22 protein-coding genes are annotated in these 21,419 nt (G+C 65.1%); 3 read left to right on the plus strand and 19 right to left on the minus strand.

Annotated features, from left to right (window positions below):
• Window positions 1-15 precede the first annotated feature (15 nt).
• Window positions 16-1,320, minus strand: a complete 1,305-nt coding sequence (gene lplT / locus AC1DEK_RS27660; RefSeq protein WP_478128519.1) for a lysophospholipid transporter LplT — start codon at window positions 1,318-1,320, stop codon at window positions 16-18.
• Window positions 1,321-1,490: 170 nt separating this feature from the next.
• Between lplT and alr the strand changes: the two genes are divergently transcribed.
• Window positions 1,491-2,579 carry an alanine racemase gene (alr, locus tag AC1DEK_RS27665; protein ID WP_478128520.1) on the plus strand — a complete coding sequence of 363 codons (1,089 nt, stop codon included), beginning with the start codon at window positions 1,491-1,493 and terminating at the stop codon, window positions 2,577-2,579.
• A gap of 24 nt (window positions 2,580-2,603) precedes the next feature.
• Here the strand turns inward: alr and AC1DEK_RS27670 are convergent, their stop codons facing one another.
• A complete protein-coding gene (locus AC1DEK_RS27670; RefSeq protein ID WP_478128521.1) occupies window positions 2,604-3,113 on the minus strand; it encodes a MarR family winged helix-turn-helix transcriptional regulator in 510 nt (169 codons plus the stop codon).
• A 388-nt stretch (window positions 3,114-3,501) separates the two neighbouring features.
• Here AC1DEK_RS27670 and AC1DEK_RS27675 point away from each other — a divergent pair, with 388 nt between their 5' ends.
• Window positions 3,502-5,106 carry a tannase/feruloyl esterase family alpha/beta hydrolase gene (locus AC1DEK_RS27675; RefSeq protein ID WP_478128580.1) on the plus strand — a complete coding sequence of 535 codons (1,605 nt, stop codon included), beginning with the start codon at window positions 3,502-3,504 and terminating at the stop codon, window positions 5,104-5,106.
• 57 nt (window positions 5,107-5,163) lie between these two features.
• Here AC1DEK_RS27675 and AC1DEK_RS27680 read toward each other — a convergent pair whose 3' ends face one another.
• The 5 genes from AC1DEK_RS27680 to AC1DEK_RS27700 all read right to left on the minus strand — a co-directional run bounded on the left by AC1DEK_RS27680 (window position 5,164) and on the right by AC1DEK_RS27700 (window position 10,896).
• Complete coding sequence (locus AC1DEK_RS27680; RefSeq protein ID WP_478128522.1) at window positions 5,164-6,249, minus strand: ornithine cyclodeaminase; 1,086 nt, start codon at window positions 6,247-6,249, stop codon at window positions 5,164-5,166.
• Window positions 6,250-6,387: 138 nt separating this feature from the next.
• A complete protein-coding gene (locus tag AC1DEK_RS27685) occupies window positions 6,388-6,813 on the minus strand; it encodes an Lrp/AsnC family transcriptional regulator (RefSeq protein WP_478128523.1) in 426 nt (141 codons plus the stop codon).
• Between the two features lie 77 nt (window positions 6,814-6,890).
• Window positions 6,891-8,303, minus strand: a complete 1,413-nt coding sequence (locus AC1DEK_RS27690; protein WP_478128524.1) for an amidase family protein — start codon at window positions 8,301-8,303, stop codon at window positions 6,891-6,893.
• Window positions 8,304-8,322: 19 nt separating this feature from the next.
• Entirely contained in the window at window positions 8,323-9,657 is a 1,335-nt protein-coding gene (locus tag AC1DEK_RS27695) for an MFS transporter (protein ID WP_478128525.1), read from the minus strand.
• A 15-nt stretch (window positions 9,658-9,672) separates the two neighbouring features.
• Complete coding sequence (locus tag AC1DEK_RS27700) at window positions 9,673-10,896, minus strand: M20 aminoacylase family protein (RefSeq protein ID WP_478128526.1); 1,224 nt, start codon at window positions 10,894-10,896, stop codon at window positions 9,673-9,675.
• Between the two features lie 242 nt (window positions 10,897-11,138).
• On the opposite strand from AC1DEK_RS27700, the gene AC1DEK_RS27705 reads away from it, so the two are divergent.
• The gene (locus AC1DEK_RS27705; protein WP_478128527.1) at window positions 11,139-12,041 is read left to right on the plus strand and encodes a LysR family transcriptional regulator; all 903 of its coding nucleotides are present in this window, start codon (window positions 11,139-11,141) and stop codon (window positions 12,039-12,041) included.
• Window positions 12,042-12,056: 15 nt separating this feature from the next.
• Here the strand turns inward: AC1DEK_RS27705 and AC1DEK_RS27710 are convergent, their stop codons facing one another.
• The 12 genes from AC1DEK_RS27710 to hpaR are packed head-to-tail and all read right to left on the minus strand — an operon-like array spanning window position 12,057 to window position 21,419.
• Window positions 12,057-13,034, minus strand: a complete 978-nt coding sequence (locus AC1DEK_RS27710) for a 2-dehydropantoate 2-reductase (RefSeq protein WP_478128528.1) — start codon at window positions 13,032-13,034, stop codon at window positions 12,057-12,059.
• A 43-nt stretch (window positions 13,035-13,077) separates the two neighbouring features.
• The gene (locus AC1DEK_RS27715; protein ID WP_478128529.1) at window positions 13,078-13,869 is read right to left on the minus strand and encodes a class II aldolase/adducin family protein; all 792 of its coding nucleotides are present in this window, start codon (window positions 13,867-13,869) and stop codon (window positions 13,078-13,080) included.
• Between the two features lie 12 nt (window positions 13,870-13,881).
• The gene (locus tag AC1DEK_RS27720; RefSeq protein ID WP_478128530.1) at window positions 13,882-14,694 is read right to left on the minus strand and encodes an aldolase/citrate lyase family protein; all 813 of its coding nucleotides are present in this window, start codon (window positions 14,692-14,694) and stop codon (window positions 13,882-13,884) included.
• Between the two features lie 9 nt (window positions 14,695-14,703).
• Window positions 14,704-15,504: a 2-oxo-hept-4-ene-1,7-dioate hydratase gene (gene hpaH, locus AC1DEK_RS27725; protein WP_478128531.1), complete on the minus strand. Its 801-nt coding sequence runs from the start codon at window positions 15,502-15,504 to the stop codon at window positions 14,704-14,706.
• Between the two features lie 32 nt (window positions 15,505-15,536).
• A complete protein-coding gene (locus AC1DEK_RS27730) occupies window positions 15,537-15,941 on the minus strand; it encodes a 5-carboxymethyl-2-hydroxymuconate isomerase (protein WP_478128532.1) in 405 nt (134 codons plus the stop codon).
• Window positions 15,942-15,954: 13 nt separating this feature from the next.
• A complete protein-coding gene (locus tag AC1DEK_RS27735) occupies window positions 15,955-16,806 on the minus strand; it encodes a DODA-type extradiol aromatic ring-opening family dioxygenase (protein WP_478128533.1) in 852 nt (283 codons plus the stop codon).
• Complete coding sequence (locus tag AC1DEK_RS27740) at window positions 16,803-17,138, minus strand: aromatic ring-opening dioxygenase subunit LigA (protein ID WP_478128534.1); 336 nt, start codon at window positions 17,136-17,138, stop codon at window positions 16,803-16,805. Before AC1DEK_RS27740 ends, AC1DEK_RS27735 begins: the two co-directional genes overlap by 4 nt.
• A 14-nt stretch (window positions 17,139-17,152) precedes the next feature.
• Window positions 17,153-18,124, minus strand: coding sequence for a tripartite tricarboxylate transporter substrate binding protein (locus AC1DEK_RS27745; protein WP_478128535.1), 972 nt, complete (start codon window positions 18,122-18,124; stop codon window positions 17,153-17,155).
• The gene (hpaE, locus tag AC1DEK_RS27750; RefSeq protein WP_478128536.1) at window positions 18,121-19,581 is read right to left on the minus strand and encodes a 5-carboxymethyl-2-hydroxymuconate semialdehyde dehydrogenase; all 1,461 of its coding nucleotides are present in this window, start codon (window positions 19,579-19,581) and stop codon (window positions 18,121-18,123) included. The genes AC1DEK_RS27745 and hpaE overlap by 4 nt, the downstream gene beginning before the upstream one ends.
• A gap of 37 nt (window positions 19,582-19,618) precedes the next feature.
• Window positions 19,619-20,371, minus strand: a complete 753-nt coding sequence (locus AC1DEK_RS27755) for a fumarylacetoacetate hydrolase family protein (protein ID WP_478128537.1) — start codon at window positions 20,369-20,371, stop codon at window positions 19,619-19,621.
• Window positions 20,368-20,991 (minus strand): fumarylacetoacetate hydrolase family protein, encoded by a 624-nt coding sequence (locus tag AC1DEK_RS27760; protein WP_478128538.1) that lies wholly within the window; start codon window positions 20,989-20,991, stop codon window positions 20,368-20,370. Before AC1DEK_RS27760 ends, AC1DEK_RS27755 begins: the two co-directional genes overlap by 4 nt.
• On the minus strand, window positions 20,988-21,419 hold the full coding sequence (hpaR, locus tag AC1DEK_RS27765; RefSeq protein WP_478128539.1) for a homoprotocatechuate degradation operon regulator HpaR: 432 nt from the start codon (window positions 21,417-21,419) through the stop codon (window positions 20,988-20,990). The genes AC1DEK_RS27760 and hpaR overlap by 4 nt, the downstream gene beginning before the upstream one ends.

The raw sequence follows: 21,419 nt of genomic DNA on the forward strand, positions 1-21,419 counted from the left end.
GTTCCGGACCCGCGCTCAGTGATGCTTGTCGCTGCGTGCGATGGCGAGGAGGTGCTCGACTTCCTCCGGGTAGCGGCGGAGATTGTTCTGGTGCCAGCGCTTGATCAGCCACATGAAGCCCGCCACCACGACGCCGAAGGCGGTAATGGCCGAATAGGCCGACATGCCGATGCCCGTGCAGGCGCTGTAGAAGGCGCCGAGGACCAGGATGCAGGACTGCTCGTTGAAGTTCTGCACGGCGATCGAACGGCCGGCGCCCATCAGGTTGTGGCCGCGATGCTGCAGCAGCGCATTCATGGGCACCACCAGAAAGCCGCCCAGGCCGCCCAGCAAGATGAGGAAGGGCACGGCCAGCCAGATGTTGCCGATGAAGTTCATGCCGATGACCAGCACGCCCATGCCGATGCCCATCGGGATCACGCGCGTCGCCATGTCGAGCCGCATGCGCACCGAAGCGACGATCGCGCCGACGGCGGTGCCGATGGCCACCACACCCGTCAGCGACGAAGCCTGCGCCGTGTTGTAGCCGAGCGCCAGCGAGGCCCAGGCCAGCACGATGTACTTGAGATTGCCGCCCGCGCCCCAGAACAGGGTGGTGGTCGCCAGTGAGATCTGGCCGAGCTTGTCACGCCAGAGACGCGAATTGCAGTGCCAGAAGTCGGGCAGCAGCGCGGCCATGTTGCGCAGGACGCCATGCTGCGGATTGGCCCGCAGCGGCCGCATCTCGACCCCGGTGTCCGGAATGCGGGTGTTGAACCATGCGGCCACCACGTAGACCACGATCAGCGTCGCGATCGCGGCTTCGGGCGGCGTGTTGACGCCGGTGTCGATGAAGGGGAAGTCCAGCGCCAGCAAGTGGCTGGCCAGCGCATGGCTCACCAGCTGACCGCCGAGCACGATACCCAGGATGATCGATGCGATGGTCAAGCCTTCGATCCATCCATTGGCCTTCACCAGCTGCGAAGCCGGAAGAAGCTCAGTCAAGATGCCGTACTTGGCCGGCGAGTACGCAGCCGCCCCGAGCCCGACAATCGCGTAGGCAAAAAGCGGATGCGAGCCGAACAGCATCGTCACGCAGCCGACCACCTTGATCGCATTGCTGATGAACATGACCTTGCCTTTGGGCAAGGCGTCCGCAAAGGCACCCACGAGCGGCGCGAGCGCTACATAGAAGACGGTGAAGATGGGGACCAGTGCGGCGCGCTGCCATTCGGGCGCGCCGCTGCTTCGCATGAGTTCGACGGCAGCGACAAAGAGCGCGTTGTCGGCCAGCGACGAAAAAAACTGGGCCGACATGATCGTATAGAAACCGCGCTTCATCGATGGCTGACTGGCCGGTAACAAAAGTGGTCCGGCGATAGTGGAAGAGGGGCCGCTTCAGCGGCGGCTGCGCGGTTATAGCATGGGGGTGCGATGTCAAAATGGCGCGATGTCCCCGTAGCGCCGGGCACATTTTTGTGAGTGTTTTCTGCTTTTTCAGGGTTTTTATCGTGCCGCGTCCGATCCTTGCCACTGTTCATCTTTCCGCCCTGCAGCACAACCTCGACCGGGCTCGCCGTGCGGCGCTCGACTCGCGCGTCTGGGCCGTCGTCAAAGCCAACGCCTACGGACACGGCATCGAGCGTGTCTTCGAGGCGTTTCGCGGCGCCGACGGGTTTGCGCTGCTCGATCTGGCGGAGGCCGAGCGCGTGCGTGCCTTGGGCTGGCGAGGCCCGGTGCTGCTGCTCGAAGGCGTCTTCGATGCGCGCGATCTCGAGCTTTGTTCCAGGCTCGACCTCTGGCACGTGGTGCATTGCGATGCGCAGATCGACTGGCTCGCGGCCCACAAGACACAGGTGCCGCACCGGGTCTTCCTGAAGATGAATTCAGGCATGAATCGCCTGGGCTTCCCGCCGGATCGCTTCCGTTCGGCATGGACGCGCCTGAACGCGCTGCCGCAGGTGGACGAGATATCGCTGATAACGCACTTCAGCGACGCGGACGCCGAGCGCGGCATCGGCCACCAGATGGAGGCCTTCGAGCGCGCCACGCGGGACCTGCCCGGCGAGCGTTCGATCGCCAACAGCGCCGCCACCCTCCGCCATGCGCCCAGCACACGCGCCGATTGGGTCCGCGCCGGCATCATGCTGTACGGCAGTGCGCCGGATTTTCCCGAGCACGACATTGAGCACTGGCAGTTGCAGCCGACGATGACCTTGTCGACTGAACTCATTTCTGTGCAGACGCTGGAGGCCGGCGACAGCGTGGGGTACGGTTCCAGGTTCACAGCCGAAGGCCCGATGCGCATCGGCGTGGCGGCGGTCGGCTATGGCGACGGCTATCCGCGTCATTGCGGCACCGGCACGCCGGTGTTGGTCAATGGCGTGCGCACCCGGATGGTGGGACGCGTCAGCATGGACATGGCGACCATCGACCTCACGCCCGTGCCCGCAGCGGCCTTCGGCAGCGAAGTCACCTTGTGGGGCCGCGCCTCGGGCGGGGCGATGTTGTCGATCGACGAGGTCGCGCAGGCCGGCCATACCGTGGGCTATGAGCTCATGTGCGCGATCGCTCCGCGCGTGCCGGTCGTGGTCGACTGACCGACCGGCCAATTCAGAGACTCTTCAGGTCGGCGCCCGGTGCGCTTCCGCGGCGGCGCCGCGCGACATCGCCACCTTGTGCAGCAGTTCGATCAGCATCATGCGCTCGGCCACTGAAAGATTGCCTAGCGCTTCGTGCTCGCCCTCGAGCACGGATCGGGTGGCCTGGCCGGCGAGCGCCGCGCCCTCCGGCGTGGTCCGCAGGTACTGAGCCCGACGATCGGTTGCGTGCGGCGTGCGCTGGATCAAGCCCCGGCGCTCAAGTCTCTCGATCCATGCAGTGATGTTGGGCGCCGTTACCGCGAGCGCCTTGGCCAGCCGCGCGGCCGAGACATCGGGGTTTTCATGGATCAGGCTGAGCACCGTGTATTCGACTGGGCGCAGATCGAATGAGGCTCCGATGCGACCCGCAAAAACCGCATTGGTGACGATCGACGCCTGCGCGAGCTGGTAGCCGAGCACGAGGTGCAATGAGGCTTCGACCAGCCGGCCGGCCGGCGTGGCGTCCTGCGGAGTGCTTCTGTTCTTGGGCATCGCCGGCATTGTCGCGCGACTCGTATTGATTCAGTGACTGAACTTCATGGGGATTTGAGGCGCCAGTCTTTCGTACACTCTGTAGTGGAAAACCATGACTGATTGCCAAATATAGTTAAATAGACTAACTAAATGGCGCCGTCAGCATGCGTCAAAGGAGACATTCTTGAAGACCTCTGTATCGCTTTCGGCCATCGTTGCCGCCTCTCTGTTGACCGCTTGCGGCGGCGGCGGCAGTGGCGGTGGTATCTCCTCTCTGGTTTCGCCTGCGGGCGGGACGACGACGGGAAGCGGCACCACGGCCGGCAACGGCTCCGGCAATACGAGCACCGGCAACACCAACACCAACACCAACACCAACACCGGAAACTCGACGCCGGTCGAAACCTTGCCGGTCCTCGGCGTGGCCACTGGCGCAACGCTTGGCAACTGCGCCGCGCTCGCCGGCTTCAGCTTTGCGAACACGACCATCACCGCCGCGAACTCGATTGCCGCCGGAACGCTGAAGGTCGCTGGCAAACCGATCGACGCCCATTGCCAGGTGCGCGGCAGCATGTACGCGCGCACCAGTTCGGTCGACGGACAGAACTACGCGATCGGCTTCGAGATGCGCTTTCCGCAGAACTGGAATGGGCGCTTCTTCTATCAGGCCAATGGCGGCGTGGACGGCAGCGTTGCCACCGCAACCGGCGCTATCAACGGAGGCGGCGGCTTGAACAACGCCTTGAACATGGGCTTCGCCGTCATCAGTTCGGATGCCGGCCATCAGGCGCCGACACCGTTCTTCGGCATCGACCCGCAAGCACGGCTGGACTACGGCTATCAGGCCGTCGCAAAGCTCACGCCGATGGCGAAGGCGCTGATCGCGTCGGCCTACGGCAAAGGTCCGGACCGGTCGTACTTTGGCGGCTGCTCCAATGGCGGGCGGCACACGATGGTCGCCATGTCGCGCTATCCGGACGACTACGACGGCTTCCTCGTCGGCGACCCGGGCTTCCGGCTTCCGCTCGCGGCGTCGGCCAACATCGTCGGTGCGCAAAACTACAACGCCCTGGCGACCACGCCCGGCGATTTGGGCACCGGCTTCACGCAAGCCGAACGCACGCTGGTTTCCAATGCCGTGTTGGCCAAATGCGATGCGCTCGACGGCTCGACCGACGGGCTGGTCCAGGACACCGGCGCCTGCCAGGCCGCTTTCAACCTGAATCGCGACGTCCCCACCTGCAGCGGTACCCGCGACGGCACTTGCCTGAGCGCGGACCAGAAGCAGCGCATTGGCCAGCTCTTCGCGGGCGCGCTCGATGGGAACGGGCAGAAGTTCTATTCGAGCTTTCCGTTCGATTCGGGGGTGAACACGAACGGCTGGGCCTCGTGGAAGTTCAACAGCTCGCTGAACCTCGATTCGGGTGCCGTGGGTTTCATCTGGCAGGTTCCGCCGGAAACGCAAGCAGGCTTCAATGGCCCGAACTTCACGCTCACCACCAGCATCGACACCATCCTCGCGAAGATCACCGCGACCAGCGCGCTCTACACCGAGAACTCGCTGTCATTCATGACGCCGCCGAATCCCGCGGACCTGAGCCGGCTCAAGAAGCGCGGCGCCAAGGTGATGGCCTATCACGGCACCAGCGATCCCATCTTCTCGAGCGACGACACCCAGCATTGGTACGACCAGCTCGCCGCAGCCAACTCGGGAGATGCTTCGAACTTCGCGCGCTTCTATCGCGTCCCGGGCATGAACCATTGCAGCGGCGGTCCCGCAACCGACCAGTTCGACATGCTCACGCCGCTCGTCAACTGGGTCGAGAAGGGCCAGGCCGCCGATTCAGTGGTCGCATCCGCTCGCGGCGCGGGCAATGCGGGTGGGGTGAACGCCGACGTTCCTGCAAGCTGGGCGCCAGACCGTACTCGTCCGCTTTGCGCATACCCGAAGGTTGCGCGCTACAAGGGCACGGGGGATGTCGAGAAGGCGGAGAGCTTCAGCTGCCAGTGACGGATAGCCATGCGAATGGCCATACGCCATTGCCCTCGCATGGGTGCAGCACCGGGGTCACGCAAGCTGCCCCGGTGCGCTCGCGTGTGCCGTGACTTGGGCGGGCGCGCGCAACAACCCGAACAGATCCTTCGGATTCCTTGGCTCGGGCAGCAGTTCGATCCGCTCTCCCATGCCGAGCGCCAACGCCTGCTCGCGCATGAAGGCCAGCGCCGCGAAATCCTCCAGCGCAAAGCCGACCGAATCGAAAAGCGTGAGCTGCTTCTCGTCGACGCGTCCCGGAACTACGCCGGCCAGCACGCGCCAGAGCTCGGTCACCGCGAAGTCCGCAGGCATTTGCTGGATTTCGCCCTCGATACGCGATTGCGGTTCGAACTCGACAAAGACGCTCGCGGCTGCGACCACGCCGCGCGCCAGTTCGGTCTTGCCGGGGCAGTCGCCACCCACCGCATTGATGTGCATGCCTGGCTCGACCATTTCTGAAGTGAGGATGGTCGCGTTCGTCTTGTCGGCGGTCACCGTGGTCACGACGTCGACCCCGCGCACAGCATGCGCGGTGCTGTCGAAGATGCGCACTTGCAGGCCCTGGCCGCGCAGGTTCGACGCCAGCTTCTCGCTGGCGGCGCGATCCACGTCGTACAGATGAAGCTCCCGAATGCCCACGAGGTCGCGGAAGGCGAGCGCCTGGAATTCGCTTTGCGCGCCATTGCCAATGAGGGCCATGCGGCGGCTGTCCTTTCTGGCAAGTGCGCGCGCGGCGACGGCGGACATCGCCGCCGTGCGAACAGCCGTCGTCAGCGTCAATTCGCTCAAGAGGCGCGGCGCGCCGGTGTGGACGTCGGCGAGCACGCCGAAGGCGATCACCGTCGGAAGCCCGAGGCGGTAGTTGCCAGGGTGCCCGTTGACGTACTTGAAGGCGTATTGCTCGGCATCGGCAATTGGCATGAGCTCGATGGTGCCCACGGGCGAATGGCAGGCCGTGCGTGCGCTCTTGTCGAATTCGTTCCAGCGCAAAAACTCGCGTTCGATGCGCTCGGCCACGCCAGCGATGCATGCCGGGACGCCGAGCTGCTGCACAAGGCGGATCATCTCGGGCGCGCTGAGATAGGTGATGGTCGGATAGCGGGAACTCGTGTGCTGCATGGGTACCTCCAGAAGGGTTGAAAAGATTCCTGTCTGAAAAGTAGTTTCCCAACGGAAGGGGTCAATCCGAAGGCTGCAGACTGCTGCGCTCTGCGCGATGTGCTGCCACAGTGGCAGCGCGGATTGCCACCTTGTTGGCTAGCGGTAAGTGGCCAGCAGGATGTTGGTCTCGCTGTGCGCGATACCTCTGGCCAGCCGGATTCGTTCGAGCAGGTCCGAGAGCTCGGACATCGATCCGGCGCTGAGTTCGGCCAGCATGTCCCAACGGCCATTGGTGTCGTGCAGTGCGCTCACGCCAGGTTCGCCGATCAAGGTGGCGATCACGCTTCGGGCCTGGTTGCCCTCGACACGGATGCCCATCCACGCCCGGATGCGATGCGGCTCGGCGTCCGGGCGAAGGCTGATGGTGTAGCCGGTCACGACGCCTTCGTCTTCGAGTTTGCGCAGGCGATTGGCGACCGTGCCGCGCGACGTGTCCAGCTTCGAAGCGAGCGTTGCGAGGGGCGTGCGCGCGTCTCGGCGCAGCAGCGCGATGAGTCGGCGGTCGAGATTGTCGAGGACCATGAAGAAGGCAGGCGATCAGGCGTGCCCCTCCGGTTTTGCGGCGGCGGCAGCTTGGGGGGCAGGGAGTCGAGAGCGAATCAGCGCGGGGCGAGATGCTCCAGCGCCGAGAAGGCGGCTGCGCGTTCGATGACTTCGCCAGCGGCCAGCGCCAAATCTTCGCGGTAGCGCGTGCTGACGATCTGCACGCCGGCCGGCAGGCCATCGGCAAGCCCTGTAGGAACGCACAGGCCCGGCAGGCCCAGCGCCGCGGTGCTCAGCAAAGGCGCCTGGGCCTCGAGCATCTCCTCATAGCGGGATTGCGATCGCTGATCGTCGTCGATGGGAAACTGCCGCTCCCAGGACACCGGCATCAAGAGAATCGGGTAATCGGCGAAGAACAGCGACCATGCACGCGCAATGCTCAGGCGGTGCTGGAACGTCGAGAGATACGCGTCCCGGTCCATCGATTCGAGGTCGCCCATCTGGAAGCGCAATGCATTGCGCACGGCCGCATCTCCCATGGCTTCGATCGCCGGGCGCCCACCGCGGCGCAGGTCGTCGTTGAGCATCGAGCGCCACAGACGGGCTGCTTCTTCGACGCAGGGCGGGGCTGCTTCTTCCACCCGGTAGCCGGCGTCGGCCAGCGATTGCGCGGCCTGTTCCAGGGCGCGCACCACGCTGGCATCAGCCTTCGCGCCCGCCTGCTGCTTGAACAGCGCCACTCGCACCGGCCGGGCACTGTCAGGGTAGGCCAGCGGTGCCGGCACCCAGAGCGGATCGCGCGCGTCGCCTTGCGCCATGACCTCGAATGCCAGCCGCGCGTCGGCGACGGTGCGCGTGAGCGGTCCCTGCACCGACATTAGCTGGTTGGTGACGATGCGGTCATCCTTGGCGCTGGCATTGAAGGCCGGCACCCGCCCGGCCGTGGGGCGCAGGCCCACCACGCCGCAGGCCCATGCGGGGTAGCGGATGGAGCCTCCGTAGTCGTTGCCATGTGCGATGGGCCCCATGCCCAGCGCGACCGCCGCCGCGGCCCCGCCGCTGGAGCCGCCGGGCGTCACGGCCGGATCCCACGGATTGAGCGTGCGGCCATGGGCCTCGTTGTCGGTGAACCAGCGCAGCGAAAACGAGGGTGTGTTCGAACGACCGACGATGATGCCGCCGGCACGCCTGAGATTGTTCACGAGCGGCGCGTCGATCTCGGGCCGGAAATCCTTCAGCGCGGTGATGCCGCCGCTGCCGGTACTGCCCGCCACATCGACGTTGATCTTGATGGTGAGCGGAACGCCATGCAGTGGCCCGAGCGTCTCGCCGCGCGCCTGCGCCGCGTCGGCCTCGCGCGCTGCCGTGCGGGCGCTGTCGTGCAGTACCTCGGTGAGGGCGTTGACGACGGGGTTGGTGCCCGCGATGCGCGCCAGCACGCTGTCGGTCGCTTCCAGTGCAGAGATTTCCTTCCGCCGGATGCGGCCGGCGAGTTCGGTGGCGCTCAGGCGCCAGGCTTCGAGGTTCATGGGAAAGGCTCCTGGGATGTCAGTCTTGTTCCAGCTTGCGGCCGCGGCTCTCGGGCAACGCCAGCATGGCGAGTGCGCTCACGACGCTGGCACCCGCCATGTACCAGGCCGGCGCCACCGGATTGCCCGTCGCGCCAATGAGCCACGTGATGATGAACTGCGTGGTTCCGCCGAACAGGGACACGCCGACCGCGTAGGCAATGGCGAGTCCGGTGGCGCGGAAGCTGGCCGGAAGAAGTTCGGGAATGGCGGTCATCGACGCCGCGCCGCTGATGGCGGTGAGCGCGGAAAGCACGCTGGACACGGCCAACAGCATGCCGACGCCGGGATGGGTGGTGAGCAGCATGAAGGCCGGCACCGCGAGCACCACGGTAAGCACGCGCGGCCACAGCATCGTGCTGCGGCGGCCATGGCGGTCTGCCAGCCAGCCGCCCACCAGCGCGAAGCCGGCAGTGACGAAGCCCCCCACCACCGTCGCGCTGAGCGCGATGCCGGGCGACATCTTCAGAGTCGTGATGGCGTAGGTCGTCATGAAGTTGAGCACGTAGGTGGAGACGGTGCCTCCGACCATCACCAGCACGGCAATGGCGATGAGGCCGCGCCAGCGCGCCCGTCCGCCTCGGACGGCGGTATCGATGCCGCGCGGCCGGGATTCGCGGTGCAGCGTCTCGGGCATGCGCCGACGCAGATAGACCGCCACCGGCACCAGCAGCAGGCCGACCAGGAAGGGCACGCGCCAGCCCCAGTCACCCATCTGAACGGGCGTGAGGAGGGTCGTCATTGCCAGGCCCATCACGCCCGCCACGCCCGCAGCCAGGCCCTGGCTCGCGAGTTGCCAGCTGGCGTACAGGCCGCGCCGGCCGTCGGGCGCGGCCTCGATGAGGAAGGCGCTCGCAGGACCCACTTCCCCGCCCAGTGCCAGGCCCTGGACCAGGCGGCAGACCACCACGATCACGGGCGCGGCGAGGCCGATGCTGGCATACGAAGGCGTGAGCGCAAGACCCATCGTGCCGACGGTGATGAGCGCGATCGTCAGCAGCATCGCGGGCTTGCGGCCCGCACGGTCGGCGAACGCGCCGATCAGCACTCCGCCGATCGGCCGTGCGAAGAAGCCCACGCCGAAGACCGCGACGGACAAAAGAAGACTCCCCGTCGGCGTAGAGGCGGGAAAGAAGGCCCTGCCGATGTAGACGGCGAAGAACGCATAGGTGACGAAATCGTAGAACTCCAGCGCATTGCCCGCGACCGTGGCGGCGATGACGCTGCGCGGCATCTTGCCGGTGTGTGCGGCGCGCTGCGGGTCGGAGTCGTTGGAGGGCATCGTGGCATCGATCGTGGCGGTACCGAAGGACATGGGCGGCTCCTAGGTTCAAACGGCGCGTGAGGAAGAAGGGGAGTGCAATCCGCCATGGCGCGCGCTCAGGAAGCGGCGCGCGAGCAGCACCCAGTAGGCGGCGCCCACGGCTACGTTGTCGTCGTTGAAGTCGTAGCCGGGGTTGTGAACGGAACAGCCGCCTTTGCTGTCGCCATTGCCATTGCCGATCATCAGATAGCTGCCGGGGCAGTGCTCCAGCATGATCGCGAAGTCCTCGCTGCCGTTGGCAGCCGGGCCCTGCTGCACCACCCGTTCGGGGCCCACGAGTTCCAGTGCCACACTGCGCGCGAATGCTGTCTCGGCCGGTGTATTGACGAGCACCGGATAGTCGCGCTTGTAGTTCACCTGCGCCTCGCAGCCGTAGCTGCGCGCCTGATCGACCGCCAGCGCCCGAATGCGCGCCTCGAGCCGATCGCGCACCGCCGCGTCGAGCGCACGCACGCCGATCTCCATCGTGACTTCCTGAGGTATGACGTTGTTGGCCTGGCCGCCATGGATCGCTCCGACGGAGACGATGGCGGTCTGTTGCGGATCGACGTTGCGCGAGACCACTGTTTGCAAGGCCATCACGATGCTCGATGCCGCCACCACCGGATCGGCCGCCAGATGCGGCATGGCGCCATGCCCGCCGTTGCCGCGCACGGTGATGGTCACGTCGTCCGACGAGGCCATGGTCGCGCCGTCGCGAAAGACGAGTGTTCCCTGCGCGACGCCCGGCATGTTGTGCATGGCGAAGATGGCGTCACACGGAAAGCGTTCGAACAGGCCCTGCTCGATCATCAGCCTTGCGCCGCCGGGGTGTTCCTCCGCCGGCTGAAAGATGAGGTTCAGCGTGCCGTCGAAGTCGCCCTCGTTGGCCAGTTGCCATGCTGCGGCCAGCAGCATTGCAGTGTGGCCGTCATGGCCGCAGGCGTGCATGACGCCCGCGTGCGTGCTGGCCCAATCGAGCCCCGACTCCTCCTGCAGCGGCAGCGCATCCATGTCAGCCCGCAGACCGAGCCGCAGGCGGCCCGTTCCGCGGCGCAAGGTGCCGACGACACCGGTGATGGCCAGTCCGCGATGCACTTCGTAGCCCCAGGCCTGCAGCCGCTCGGCGATCAAGGCGGAGGTGCGGTGCTCTGCGAGCCCCAGTTCAGGATGTCGGTGAATGTCGCGCCGCAAGGCCACGAATTCAGGGGCCTGCACGTGCATGCGTTCGAGAAGAAGGGCGGCGGACATCGGGCTCGATCCAGGTCGGTGATTGATAAGACGATGCTATGCAGGCCGTCAGAAAACCAAAAGGCAACTAATTCTGTTCATGACCACCGCTTGTTGTCTGTGGGGACTCCAGACTGGCAAAAGAGGGTGGTGATGCACTGAGCGCCTGAATTCACACCTGTCTCGATGCATTGCGCAGTTGGAATGACTGCACAATTTCCCGTCGGAATTGACTTGTGAACTAACCGGAGGTTGTCGTTCCAATGAAATTGGGTCAACTCGAGTGCCTTGTCGCCGTTGTGGAGCATGGCAGCATCCGCGCCGCCGCACGGGCGCTGAATCTCTCACAGGCTGCCGTCACCAAGTCCATGCGGCTGCTTGAAGATGAAGCCGCCTTGCCACTGTTGTTGCGGCAGTCGCGTGGCATCGCGCTCACCGCCGCTGGCAGTCGGCTGCTGCAGCGCGCCCGAGTCATCACGAGGCAGACCGCACTCGCGCGCGAGGAGTTGCGCCAAGCCGCCGGCGAGGATTTCGGCACGCTGCGCGTGGGCATCACGCCGTTTCTGACGTCGAGCGGGCTGGGTCAGGCATTCGGCTGGTTTCGGCAGCGCTATTCCAATGTCCAGCTGCAGGTCATCGAAGGACTGATGACGCGGGTACTGCCGCGCTTGCGAGAAGGCACGTTGGACATTGCAGCCGTGGCGGCCGACGTGGGCGAGATGCAGGGCGACGAGTTCCGGATCCGCCGGGTCTTCCGGGCGCCGCAACGCATCGTGGTACGCGAGGCGCATCCGCTCCTGGAGCATCCCACCGCGCGAGCGCTGGCTGCTTGCGAATGGGTATTGACGCAGCCTATCGGCAACGGTCAGCAGCCCCGCGTCGAAGCGATGTTCAGCCTCGCCGGCGTGGCGCCGCCGACGCATGTGGCCGTGTGCGAGGCCATGTCGACCGTGGCGCTACTGCGCAGCACCGACGCCGTGAGCATCATGCCCGCGCCGGTGTTGGGGCACAGCGATGCCGCTGGCATTGTCGCTATCCGGAATGGGATCTTCAGCCCGAGCGACATCGAACTATTGATCCTCACGCGCGCCGATGTGCCGCTGACGCCCGCGGCGGAATACTTCGTCCATTGCCTTGAGACGGTGAGTCGGCCTGACAAGTATTAGTCAGGGGCCGCTGGATCAGTAAAGGCCCAACTGCCGCGCCCGCAAACGCGCGAGCCCCAGCAGCGCATCGGTGAACGGCGTCTGCACCCCCGCCAGTTGCCCGAGTTCGCGCACCGCCGACACCAGCGCGTCGAGCTCCACCGCTCGGCGCGCTTCCACGTCCTGCAGCATCGAAGTCTTGAATGCGCCGAGCTTGCGTGTCACGGCATGCCGGTCTTCGGGGCTCTCTGCGATGGGCACGCCGATGCGCGCGCCGATCTCGCGGGCCTCCAGCATGATCGTGGAGATGAAGCCACGCACCAGGTCGTCGCCGAGGATCAGGTCGGTGGTGGCGCCGGTCAGGAGACTGATCGGGTTGACCGTCATGTTGCCCCACAGCTTGTACCAGACGTCTTTCTGGATCTGCGGCGAGAGCTTGGTGTCGATGCCCGCGCGCACCAGCAGATCGCGCAGCGCCTCCGCTCGCGGTGTGGCCTCACCCGAAGGCTCTCCGACGATGAGGCCGTTGCCAAAGTGGTGTCTGACCACGCCGGGCGCATCGAGTGAGCAACTCGCGTGCACCACGCAGCCGAGCACGTGCTTGGCGGGAATGGCGGCGTCGATCTTTCCGCCCGGATCGACCGCCTGCAACTGGCCGCCGGCCACGCTGCCGCCAAAGCCCCCTTGCAGGAACCACCACGGCACGCCGTTCATGGCGGTGAGAACGATGGTCTCCGGCCCGAGCAGCGGTGCGATCTTTTCTGCAACAGCAGGCAGCGCCGGCGCTTTCACCGCGACCACCACCAGTTGCTGAATGCCGAGCTTGCCGGGGTCATCGCTTGCATTGACCGGCACCGAGACGCGCGAATCGCCGCTCACCAGCGACAGGCCATCACGCTTCAGCACATCGAGCGTTGCGCCGCGCGCGACGACGTCGAGTTCACAGCCCGCCTGCGCGAGCTTGACTCCCATCCAGCCGCCGATTGCGCCGGCGCCATAAATGCAGACTTTCATGATCGAGTTCGGGCTCCGGTTCGGATTCGAGTTCAGGTTCGGGTCAGTTCTTGTACGAACCATCGATACGGTCGACCTGCCGGACCAGCGCATCGAAGACGTCCTTGCCCGCACCGTGGTTCGGGTTGAACTGCAGTGCATCGCGCGTGCATTTTTGCGCGACGTCTTCAGACACAGGGATCGCGGCGCCCATCGAGAGTGTCGCCATCTGGATCTCGCAGGCACGCTGCAAGGTCCAGAGGATCGCAAACGTCTGCGGCAGCGTCCGCCCCCACGCCAGCAAGCCATGATTGCGCAGGATGACGGCGTTGCGGTTGCCGATGCTCTTGAGCAGTCGCGGGCCTTCATCGGCGTGGATCGTGATGCCCTCGAAGTCGTGGTACGCGACCATGCCGTGCAGTTGGGCCGTATAGAAATTGGTCTGCTGCAGTCCGCTTTGCAAACACGCGACAGCAACTCCTGCCGTCGTGTGCGTGTGCATCACGCAGTGCGCGTCGGGCAACCCGTCATGGATCGCGGCATGCACCGTGAAGCCGGCAGGGTTCACCGGATACGCCGAGCCGTCGAGCACCTTGCCCTGCAGGTCGATCTTGACGAGATTGCTTGCGGTCACCTCGCTGTAGTGCAGGCCGAACGGATTGATCAGAAACTGCTTCTCGCCGCCGGTCACGCTGTCGGGCAGCCGCACGGTGATGTGGTTGTAGATCATCTCCGTCCAACCGAGCATCGCGAAGACGCGGTAGCAGGCAGCGAGTTCGAGCCTTGCGGCGCGCTCGTCCGGATGCATCTCCAAATGGTGAGGGACAGACAACGGCGTGTCGATTCGCGTGTTCATGATCGCTTCCCTTCAGTAGGTGCCGCCGACCGCCAGCGTCGCCTTGGCATCGCCTTTGAAGCGAGCCGCGAGTGCGGTGGTGGTGCGCACCAGCAGGTTGGTGTCGAGGCCCACCGCGACGAAGAGCGCACCCAGCTCCAGGTACTTGCGGGCTTGCGTCTCGTCCGGCGTCAGGATGCCGGCAGCCTTGCCCGCGCGGCCGATGCGTGCAATGGCGTCTTCGATCGCGGCCTGCACTTCGGCATGGCCCGCGTTGCCGACGAAGCCCATTGACGCCGACAGGTCGGCCGGGCCGATGAAGACGCCGTCCACACCGTCGACTGCCGCAATCGCATCCAGGTTAGCCAGCGCCTCGCGCGATTCAGCCTGCACCAGCAGGCAGACGCGGTCGTTGGCGTCCTTTGCATAGCTCGGAAAGCGCCCCCAGCCCGATGCGCGCGCACCGCCCATGCCGCGGATGCCGAGGGGCGGGTAGCGCATTGCGCGGACGATCGCCTTCGCCTGCTCGGCCGTGTCGACCATCGGCACCAGCAGCGTCTGCACGCCGAGGTCGAGGTACTGCTTGATCAGCGCCGTGCCGGATTCGCCATGGCCCAGCGGCACGCGCGCAATGGCGTTGACGCCCGGATAGGCGGCGATCGCCTGCGCCTGCTGCAGGATGCTCTGCAGGCCATTGGGCGAATGCTCGCCATCGATCAGCAGCCAATCGAAACCGGCGCCCGCACAGATCTCTGCGCTGTAGGCATCGGCAAGGCCGAGCCAGAGGCCGATCTGAGCGCGCTTCTCGATGAGGGCTTGCTTGAAGAGATTCGGGGGTGTTTGCATGTCGAGCTTTCAGATGAAGCGAAAGGCGATGGAGCCGAGTGGGCCGTAGTCGGCGTGGAAAGTGTCGCCGGCCAAGGCCGTGGTCGGCCGCGTGAACGAACCGCCGAGCACGACCTCGCCGGCTTCAAGGCATTCGTCCCACGGCGCGAGCTTGTTGGCAAGCCACGCAACGCCGGTGGCGGGGTGGTTGAGCACGGCCGCGGCCACACCGGATTCCTCGATCACGCCGTTCTTGTAGAGCAGCGCGCTCACCCAGCGCAAGTCCACCGCGTCGGGCTTGACCGGCCGGCCGCCCGTCACGATGCCGGCGTTGGCCGCGTTGTCGGCAATGGTGTCGAAGACCTTGCGCATGGCTTTCGTGTGGCGGTCGAGCTGCTCGATGCGCGCATCGATGATCTCGATGGCCGGCACGACGTATTCGGTGGCGGCGAGCACGTCGCAGATCGTCACGTTCGGGCCCTTCAGCCGCTTGCCCAGCACAAAGGCCAGTTCGACCTCGACGCGCGGCGCAATGAAGCGCTTGAACGGAATGTCGCCCTGCTCGAAGAACATGTCGTCCAGCAGCGTGCCGTAGTCGGGCTCGGTGATCTGGCTGGCTTGCTGCATCGCGCGCGAAGTCAGGCCGATCTTGTGGCCCTTGACGATGCGGCCTTCGGCGATCTTCGCCTTGACCCACTCGCGCGAGATCGCATAGCCATCTTCGATGCTCATCTGCGGAAAGCGCTTCGAAAAGTGCTCGACCTGCACGCGCGACTTCTCGCTTTCATGGAGTTCGGCGGCGAGTTGCTGGATGACGTCTTGAGCGAGCATGTGGCTGGCGACCGGGTAGGCCTGTTGTTTGTTTATCTGTTGAAAAGCGGATGCAGGTTGCTGTGCTTGGCGTCATAGACCTGGCCGGGGCTCTCGTCGATGTTGAGCGTGATGCCGATGTGCCGCTTGTCGAAGATCGTCTCGAAGTGTTTGCGGGTGGCGGCCATCAGTGCATCGCCGGCCTTGGTCTTGGCTTCGTCGCTGCGGCCCTGCGCGATGCGCACGTTGATGTAGACGAAGGCGTAGTCGTCTTCGCCATCCGCGACCGAATAGTGGTGCGCCGGATAGGCCAACACGCGCGTGCCGCCGGTCGGGAAGATCTTTTTTCCCTCCTGGTCCTTTTGCGCGACAAGCACGGCGGCAAGTGAGCGGCAGAGGCCGCTGATGTCGGCGTCAGCCTCGAGGTTGGCGGTGTACTGGATCACGGTATGCGGCATGGCTTTGTCCCGTCTATTCAATCGAAGTCGCAATCGAAGGCGCAATCGACATCACGGCAGCCGTGCAGGTCACCGCGAAGATCGGAATCGCCTTCATGTGGAAGATCTCGCCCCTTCCGCGCGCGGCAGCCGCCACGGCGATAAAGGTGCGAATCTCGAAGCCGCCCTGGCCCGCTTCGCGGTAGGTGGCCTCGTCGTTGTAGTCGTCCTGCGACAGCAGCGCCTCGCGGTCGTTGGCGCACCAGCGGCGCATGAACTCGGCGTCCCATTCGGCGTTGACCTTTCCCGAGTCGGGCGTTGCCGGCCAGTGCGAAATACCGCCGGTGCCGATGATCGCGATGCGCTCGGGCGCCTTGTCGCACGCTCGGCGCAGTGCTTCGCCGAAGGCCCATGCGCGGTGCAGCGGTGTGAGCGGCGGACCCTGGCAGTTGATGTTCACGGGAATCACCTTCGTGTCGAACTTCGGCGTCAGGAAGTGGAGCGGCACGATGATGCCGTGGTCGAATTTCCATTCTTCTGCGTAAGCCACGTCGACCGTCTGCATCACCTCGCGGATCAGCCGCTGAGACAGCGCCGCGTCGCCAGGAATCTTCGTCTTCTCGATGCCGAGCCACTTCGGATCCTCGATGGGGCCTTCGTAGCTGTCGGCCATGCCGATCGCATAGGCCGGCATGTTGTTCATGAAGAAGTTGGCGAAGTGCTCGGCCGCGATCACGATCACCGCGTCGGGCTTTGTCGCATGCAGCGCTTCGCCCATCCGGCGGAACTGCGCATGGAATTCATCCTTGATCGCCGCATCCGCCAGGTGCGCGCGGCCCGTGATACCTGGGGCGTGACTGCACACGCCAGCAAAGACAAGACTCATACGCCAGCCACTTTCTCGTCGTGCGAAGTTGTCATCGCGTAGATGCCTGCGCGGACCGGACCGTACTTGAGAACGCCCTCGCGCATCGCCGCGATGTAGTCGGCCCACGGCATCCCGAGCAGCGGAGCGAAGTGCATCAGCAGTTGTCCATTGCAGCCGAGGACGTAGAGCTTGCCGATGTCGCCGGCATCGATGGCCTGGCGCTCCTCGGCGTTCAGGTCGTAGCCGTCGAGGAGGGTGGCCCGCGCTGGGCCGCCTTCCGCGTACAGGCGCTGCACCTCGGGTTCGCGATTCAGTGCAAACAAGAATTTCTGCATGGCGTAGAGGCTCATTGCGCTCTCCTGTTTCAGCCTTCGACTTCGATGCCGGCCTTGCGGATCACGTCGCCGTACTTTGCAACCTCTGCGCGGATGAATGCCGCGAACTGGTCGGGCGAGCCCGATAGCGACGCAATGCCGCCTTTGTGGAATGCCTCGGTCACCACCGGCCCTGCGAGCGCGCGATTGACTTCGTCGTTCACGCGCCGCACGACCGCATCGGGCGTGCCCGCAGGCGCCAGCAGTCCATTCCATGAGTTGGATTCGATCGGCACGCCCTGTTCGGCCAACGTGGGAATGTCGGGCGCATATTGCGAGCGCTTTGCTGTTGCCATGCCCAGCGCGACCAGCTTGCCGGCCTGGATGTGGCTGCGGAACTCGGGCCAGTTGCCGAACATCATCGTCACCTGCCCGCCGAGCAAATCCGACAACGCAGGGCCCTGGCCTTTGTAGGGCACATGGACGATGTCCAGGCCCATCTGCATCTTGAGCATCTCGCCCGAAAGATGCGCTGAAGTGCCGTTTCCGAATGACGCAAAGCTCAGCGTGCCAGGCTTTGCCTTGGCCTGCGTGCGCAGGTCGGCGAGTGTCTTGATGCCGCTGTTCGGATGGGTCGCGAGCACGTGCTCGGACATGCCCATCAGCGCGACAGGACGGAGGTCTTTCAGCGTGTCGTAGGGCAGTTTTTTCAACAGCGTCTGGTTTGCCGCGAAGCTGTTCGCCACGCAGACGAAGCTGTAGCCGTCGGGCTGCGACTTGGCAACTGCATCGACGCCGATCACCGTGCCGGCGCCGGGCTTGTTCTCGACGATCACCGGCTGACCGAGCGACTTGGCAAGTTCGAGGCCCACCAGCCGGGTAACGAAATCGGTCGTCCCGCCGGGCGTGAAGGGCACCACGATCCGAACAGGCTTTGCGGGCCATGCCTGCGCAAACGCGAGCGAGGGCAGGGCCGCGACTGCCGCGATACCCTGCACCAGCGTGCGGCGCGATCCGTTCATGCCACACCCCAATGCGGGATGTGATGCGAGCCGAGCGAGACCGCGACGTTCTTCGGCTCGCAGAAAACCTCATAGCTCCACGTGCCGCCTTCGCGCCCGGTGCCTGAAGCCTTGGTGCCGCCGAAGGGCTGGCGCAGGTCGCGAACGTTCTGGCTGTTGACAAAGCACATGCCGGCCTCGACCGCAGCGGCAACGCGATGCGCGCGGCCGATGTTCTCGGTCCACACATAGCTCGACAGGCCGTACTGGATATCGTTGGCCAGCCGGATCGCGTCGGCTTCGTCCTTGAACGGAATGAGGCAGGCGACCGGTCCGAAGATCTCGTCCTGTGCGATCTTCATGCGGTTGTCGACATCGGCGAACACGGTGGGCAGCACGTAGTTGCCGCGCTTGACGCGGTCCGGCAATTCGGGCGCGCCGAGGCCACCGCACATCAGCGTCGCGCCTTCCTTCGGGCCGAGCTCGATGTAGCTGCGCACCTTGGCGAGATGCGCCTGCGAAATCATGGGGCCGACGATGGTCTTTTCGTCCAACGGATCACCCACCGAAATGCGCTTGCCGCGCTCGACGAACTTCGCGACGAAGTCGGCGTAGATCGACTGCTGCACCAGAATGCGCGAACCCGCCGTGCAACGCTCGCCGTTGTTGCTGAAGATCATGAACACCGCGGCGTCGAGCGCCCGATCAAGATCGGCGTCGTCGAAGATCACGAAGGGGCTCTTGCCGCCGAGTTCCATGCTGAACTTCTTGAGGCCCGCACTCTTGACGATGCGGTTGCCCGTCGCTGTCGACCCCGTGAATGAAATCGCCCGCACGTCCGGATGCGCCACCAGCGGCTCGCCGGCTTCCTTGCCGTAACCGTGCACGAGATTCAACACGCCCGCGGGGATGCCCGCTTCGAGTGCGAGTTCGCCGAGACGCGCAGCCGTGAGCGGCGAGAGTTCGCTCATCTTGAGCACGGCCGTGTTGCCGAAGGCGAGGCAAGGCGCAACCTTCCACGTTGCCGTCATGAAGGGCACGTTCCATGGAGAGATCAGTGCGCAGACGCCCACCGGATGAAAGAGCGTGTAGTTCAGATGCGTCGGCGTCGGGTAGGTGTGGCCGTCGACGCGCGTGCACATCTCCGCGAAGTAATAGAAGTTGTCGGCTGCGCGTGGCACCAGTTGCTTGCCGGTCTGCGCAATGACTTGGCCGCAATCATTGGTCTCGGTCTGGGCGATTTCCGGCACGTTTTTGGCGATCAGGTCGCCGAGCTTGCGGATCAGTTTTGCGCGCTCTGGCGCAGGCATGCCGGCCCACTTCGGAAAGGCTTCCTTGGCGGCTGCGACCGCGGCGTTCACTTCGGCTTCACCGCCCGAGGCGACTTCGGCCAGCACTTCCTGTGTCGCTGGATTCACGGTCTGGAAATAGTCGCGGCCGCCGACCGGCTTGCCGTTGATGAGGTGATCGATCTGCATTGAATGTCTCGTTGGGTGTCTCGTTGGGGTGTGCCGCTCAGGCGGCTGCGATCGTGTTGACCAGTGCGCCGATGCGCTCGATCTCGGTCACGATGACATCGCCAGGCCGGCAGTCCACCACGCCGTCGGGCGTGCCGGTGAGGATCAAGTCGCCCGGCGACAGCGTCATGAAGCTGCTGAAGTATTCGAGGAGAAAGGGCGCATCGAAGATCATGTCCTGCGTGTTGCCCGATTGCGTGACCTTGCCGTTCACCGTGGTTTGCAGCGCCAGCGACATGGGATCGGGCACGTCGGCGGCGTCGACCAGCCATGGGCCGATGGGCGTGCAGGTGTCGCGATTCTTCACGCGCAGATTGGGGCGATACCAGTTCTCCAGGTAGTCGCGAATCGCGTAGTCGTTGGCCACGGTGTAGCCGCCGATGAAGTCGTAGGCATCATCGCGCCGTACCTTGCGCGCGGTCTTGCCGACGACGATCGCGAGTTCGCACTCGTAGTGCATGAACTGCACGTCCGACGGCCGCGAGGTGAGCTGCCGGTGGCCGATGAGCGTGCTTTCGCCCTTCACGAAGACGAGCGGCTCTTCAGGTGCCTTGAACTCGAGTTCCTTGGCGTGGTCGGCGTAGTTCAGTCCCAGCGCGAGGATGGTGCGAGGGCGCGGCGTCGGTGCCAGCGGGGGCATCCACGACACGGCGTCCGGCGCGACGAGCCGGCCGTCGGCCAACAGCAGTTGTCCTTCCTTCTCGACGGCATCGTGCACCGCCCCTTCGAACAGGATGCGTGCGCGCTTCATGCTTCTTCCTTCACGAGCGTGTTGACGAGCGGCTCAAAGCCCGGACCGCTGATCTCGATGCGGTCTCCGGCACGTGCGAGCGGACGTCCGGCGTCGCAACCCAGCATCAGCACATCGCCATGCTGGAGCGTCATGAAGGCGCCGACGTCGGCTAACAGCTGCGCAGCACTGCGCACAGTTTGCGAGAAATCCACCGACTGCCGCAGTTCGCCGTTGATGCGGACTTCGAGCCTGAACTCGGACGGATCGGCGACCTCTTGCGCGTCGCGCATCGCGGGGCCGATGCCGAGGAATCCATCGAGGCACTTGAACTTGACGGGAGGGCGGAAAAAGCTCGTGTGCGGGATCGAGAGATCGTTCATCAGCACGAAGCCTTCGACGTCGTTGTCCGCACCGATCACCATGGCGACCGTGGCGCCGACTTCGACCTCCGGCACACGTGCAGGAACCGCGATGGCGCTGCCGTGGGGGCTCCAGGTGTTGGCGGTCTTCACGTAGAGCACAGGCGCCTTTGGCGGTGCCTTGTAGGGCGGCTGGTTCATCTGCGGCGCCAGTGCTTCGACTTCCTTTCGGAAATTCAGCAGCACGCCGTAGACGGTGCCGGTCGGCAGGAAAGTCATGGTTGTTCCAATGCGATCAGTTCGTCTAGCAGCGCGTAGAGCTCTTCGAGCTTGTCCTCGCCCAACCTTTCTTCCATCCACCTGTAGTGCGCTTCGATGCTGGTGGAAAGGCGCTTGACGAGTTTGCGGCCCTGGGCGGTGGCCTCGATCACCGTGCGGCGCTGATCCTCCGGATCGCGACTGCGCGTGATGAGCCCGTCGCGCTCCATGCGCGCCAGCATGCCCGTCAGGCTGGGTCCGAGGATGAAGGCTTCGCGCGCGACGCGGCCCGTTTCGACAGCACCGTGCTCGCCGAGCACGCGCAGCACGCGCCATTGCTGGTCGGAAAGTTCATGCTCGCGCAGGCTCGGCCGTGTGTGGGCCATCACGGCCTCTCGCGCCTGCAGCAGCAGACGCGGAAGATTGCGATGCGTGAAGGTGGTTGTCAT

The organism is Variovorax sp. 10N420, assembly GCF_056394705.1.

Coding starts and splice junctions, on each gene's coding strand:
- lplT (WP_478128519.1), bottom strand. CDS start 1,320: ATGAAGCGCGGTTTCTATACGATCATGTCGGCCCAGTTTTTTTCGTCG.
- AC1DEK_RS27670 (WP_478128521.1), bottom strand. CDS start 3,113: ATGCCCAAGAACAGAAGCACTCCGCAGGACGCCACGCCGGCCGGCCGG.
- AC1DEK_RS27680 (WP_478128522.1), bottom strand. CDS start 6,249: ATGCAGCACACGAGTTCCCGCTATCCGACCATCACCTATCTCAGCGCG.
- AC1DEK_RS27685 (WP_478128523.1), bottom strand. CDS start 6,813: ATGGTCCTCGACAATCTCGACCGCCGACTCATCGCGCTGCTGCGCCGA.
- AC1DEK_RS27690 (WP_478128524.1), bottom strand. CDS start 8,303: ATGAACCTCGAAGCCTGGCGCCTGAGCGCCACCGAACTCGCCGGCCGC.
- AC1DEK_RS27695 (WP_478128525.1), bottom strand. CDS start 9,657: ATGTCCTTCGGTACCGCCACGATCGATGCCACGATGCCCTCCAACGAC.
- AC1DEK_RS27700 (WP_478128526.1), bottom strand. CDS start 10,896: ATGTCCGCCGCCCTTCTTCTCGAACGCATGCACGTGCAGGCCCCTGAA.
- AC1DEK_RS27705 (WP_478128527.1), top strand. CDS start 11,139: ATGAAATTGGGTCAACTCGAGTGCCTTGTCGCCGTTGTGGAGCATGGC.
- AC1DEK_RS27710 (WP_478128528.1), bottom strand. CDS start 13,034: ATGAAAGTCTGCATTTATGGCGCCGGCGCAATCGGCGGCTGGATGGGA.
- AC1DEK_RS27715 (WP_478128529.1), bottom strand. CDS start 13,869: ATGAACACGCGAATCGACACGCCGTTGTCTGTCCCTCACCATTTGGAG.
- AC1DEK_RS27720 (WP_478128530.1), bottom strand. CDS start 14,694: ATGCAAACACCCCCGAATCTCTTCAAGCAAGCCCTCATCGAGAAGCGC.
- hpaH (WP_478128531.1), bottom strand. CDS start 15,504: ATGCTCGCTCAAGACGTCATCCAGCAACTCGCCGCCGAACTCCATGAA.
- AC1DEK_RS27730 (WP_478128532.1), bottom strand. CDS start 15,941: ATGCCGCATACCGTGATCCAGTACACCGCCAACCTCGAGGCTGACGCC.
- AC1DEK_RS27735 (WP_478128533.1), bottom strand. CDS start 16,806: ATGAGTCTTGTCTTTGCTGGCGTGTGCAGTCACGCCCCAGGTATCACG.
- AC1DEK_RS27740 (WP_478128534.1), bottom strand. CDS start 17,138: ATGAGCCTCTACGCCATGCAGAAATTCTTGTTTGCACTGAATCGCGAA.
- AC1DEK_RS27745 (WP_478128535.1), bottom strand. CDS start 18,124: ATGAACGGATCGCGCCGCACGCTGGTGCAGGGTATCGCGGCAGTCGCG.
- hpaE (WP_478128536.1), bottom strand. CDS start 19,581: ATGCAGATCGATCACCTCATCAACGGCAAGCCGGTCGGCGGCCGCGAC.
- AC1DEK_RS27755 (WP_478128537.1), bottom strand. CDS start 20,371: ATGAAGCGCGCACGCATCCTGTTCGAAGGGGCGGTGCACGATGCCGTC.
- AC1DEK_RS27760 (WP_478128538.1), bottom strand. CDS start 20,991: ATGACTTTCCTGCCGACCGGCACCGTCTACGGCGTGCTGCTGAATTTC.
- hpaR (WP_478128539.1), bottom strand. CDS start 21,419: ATGACAACCACCTTCACGCATCGCAATCTTCCGCGTCTGCTGCTGCAG.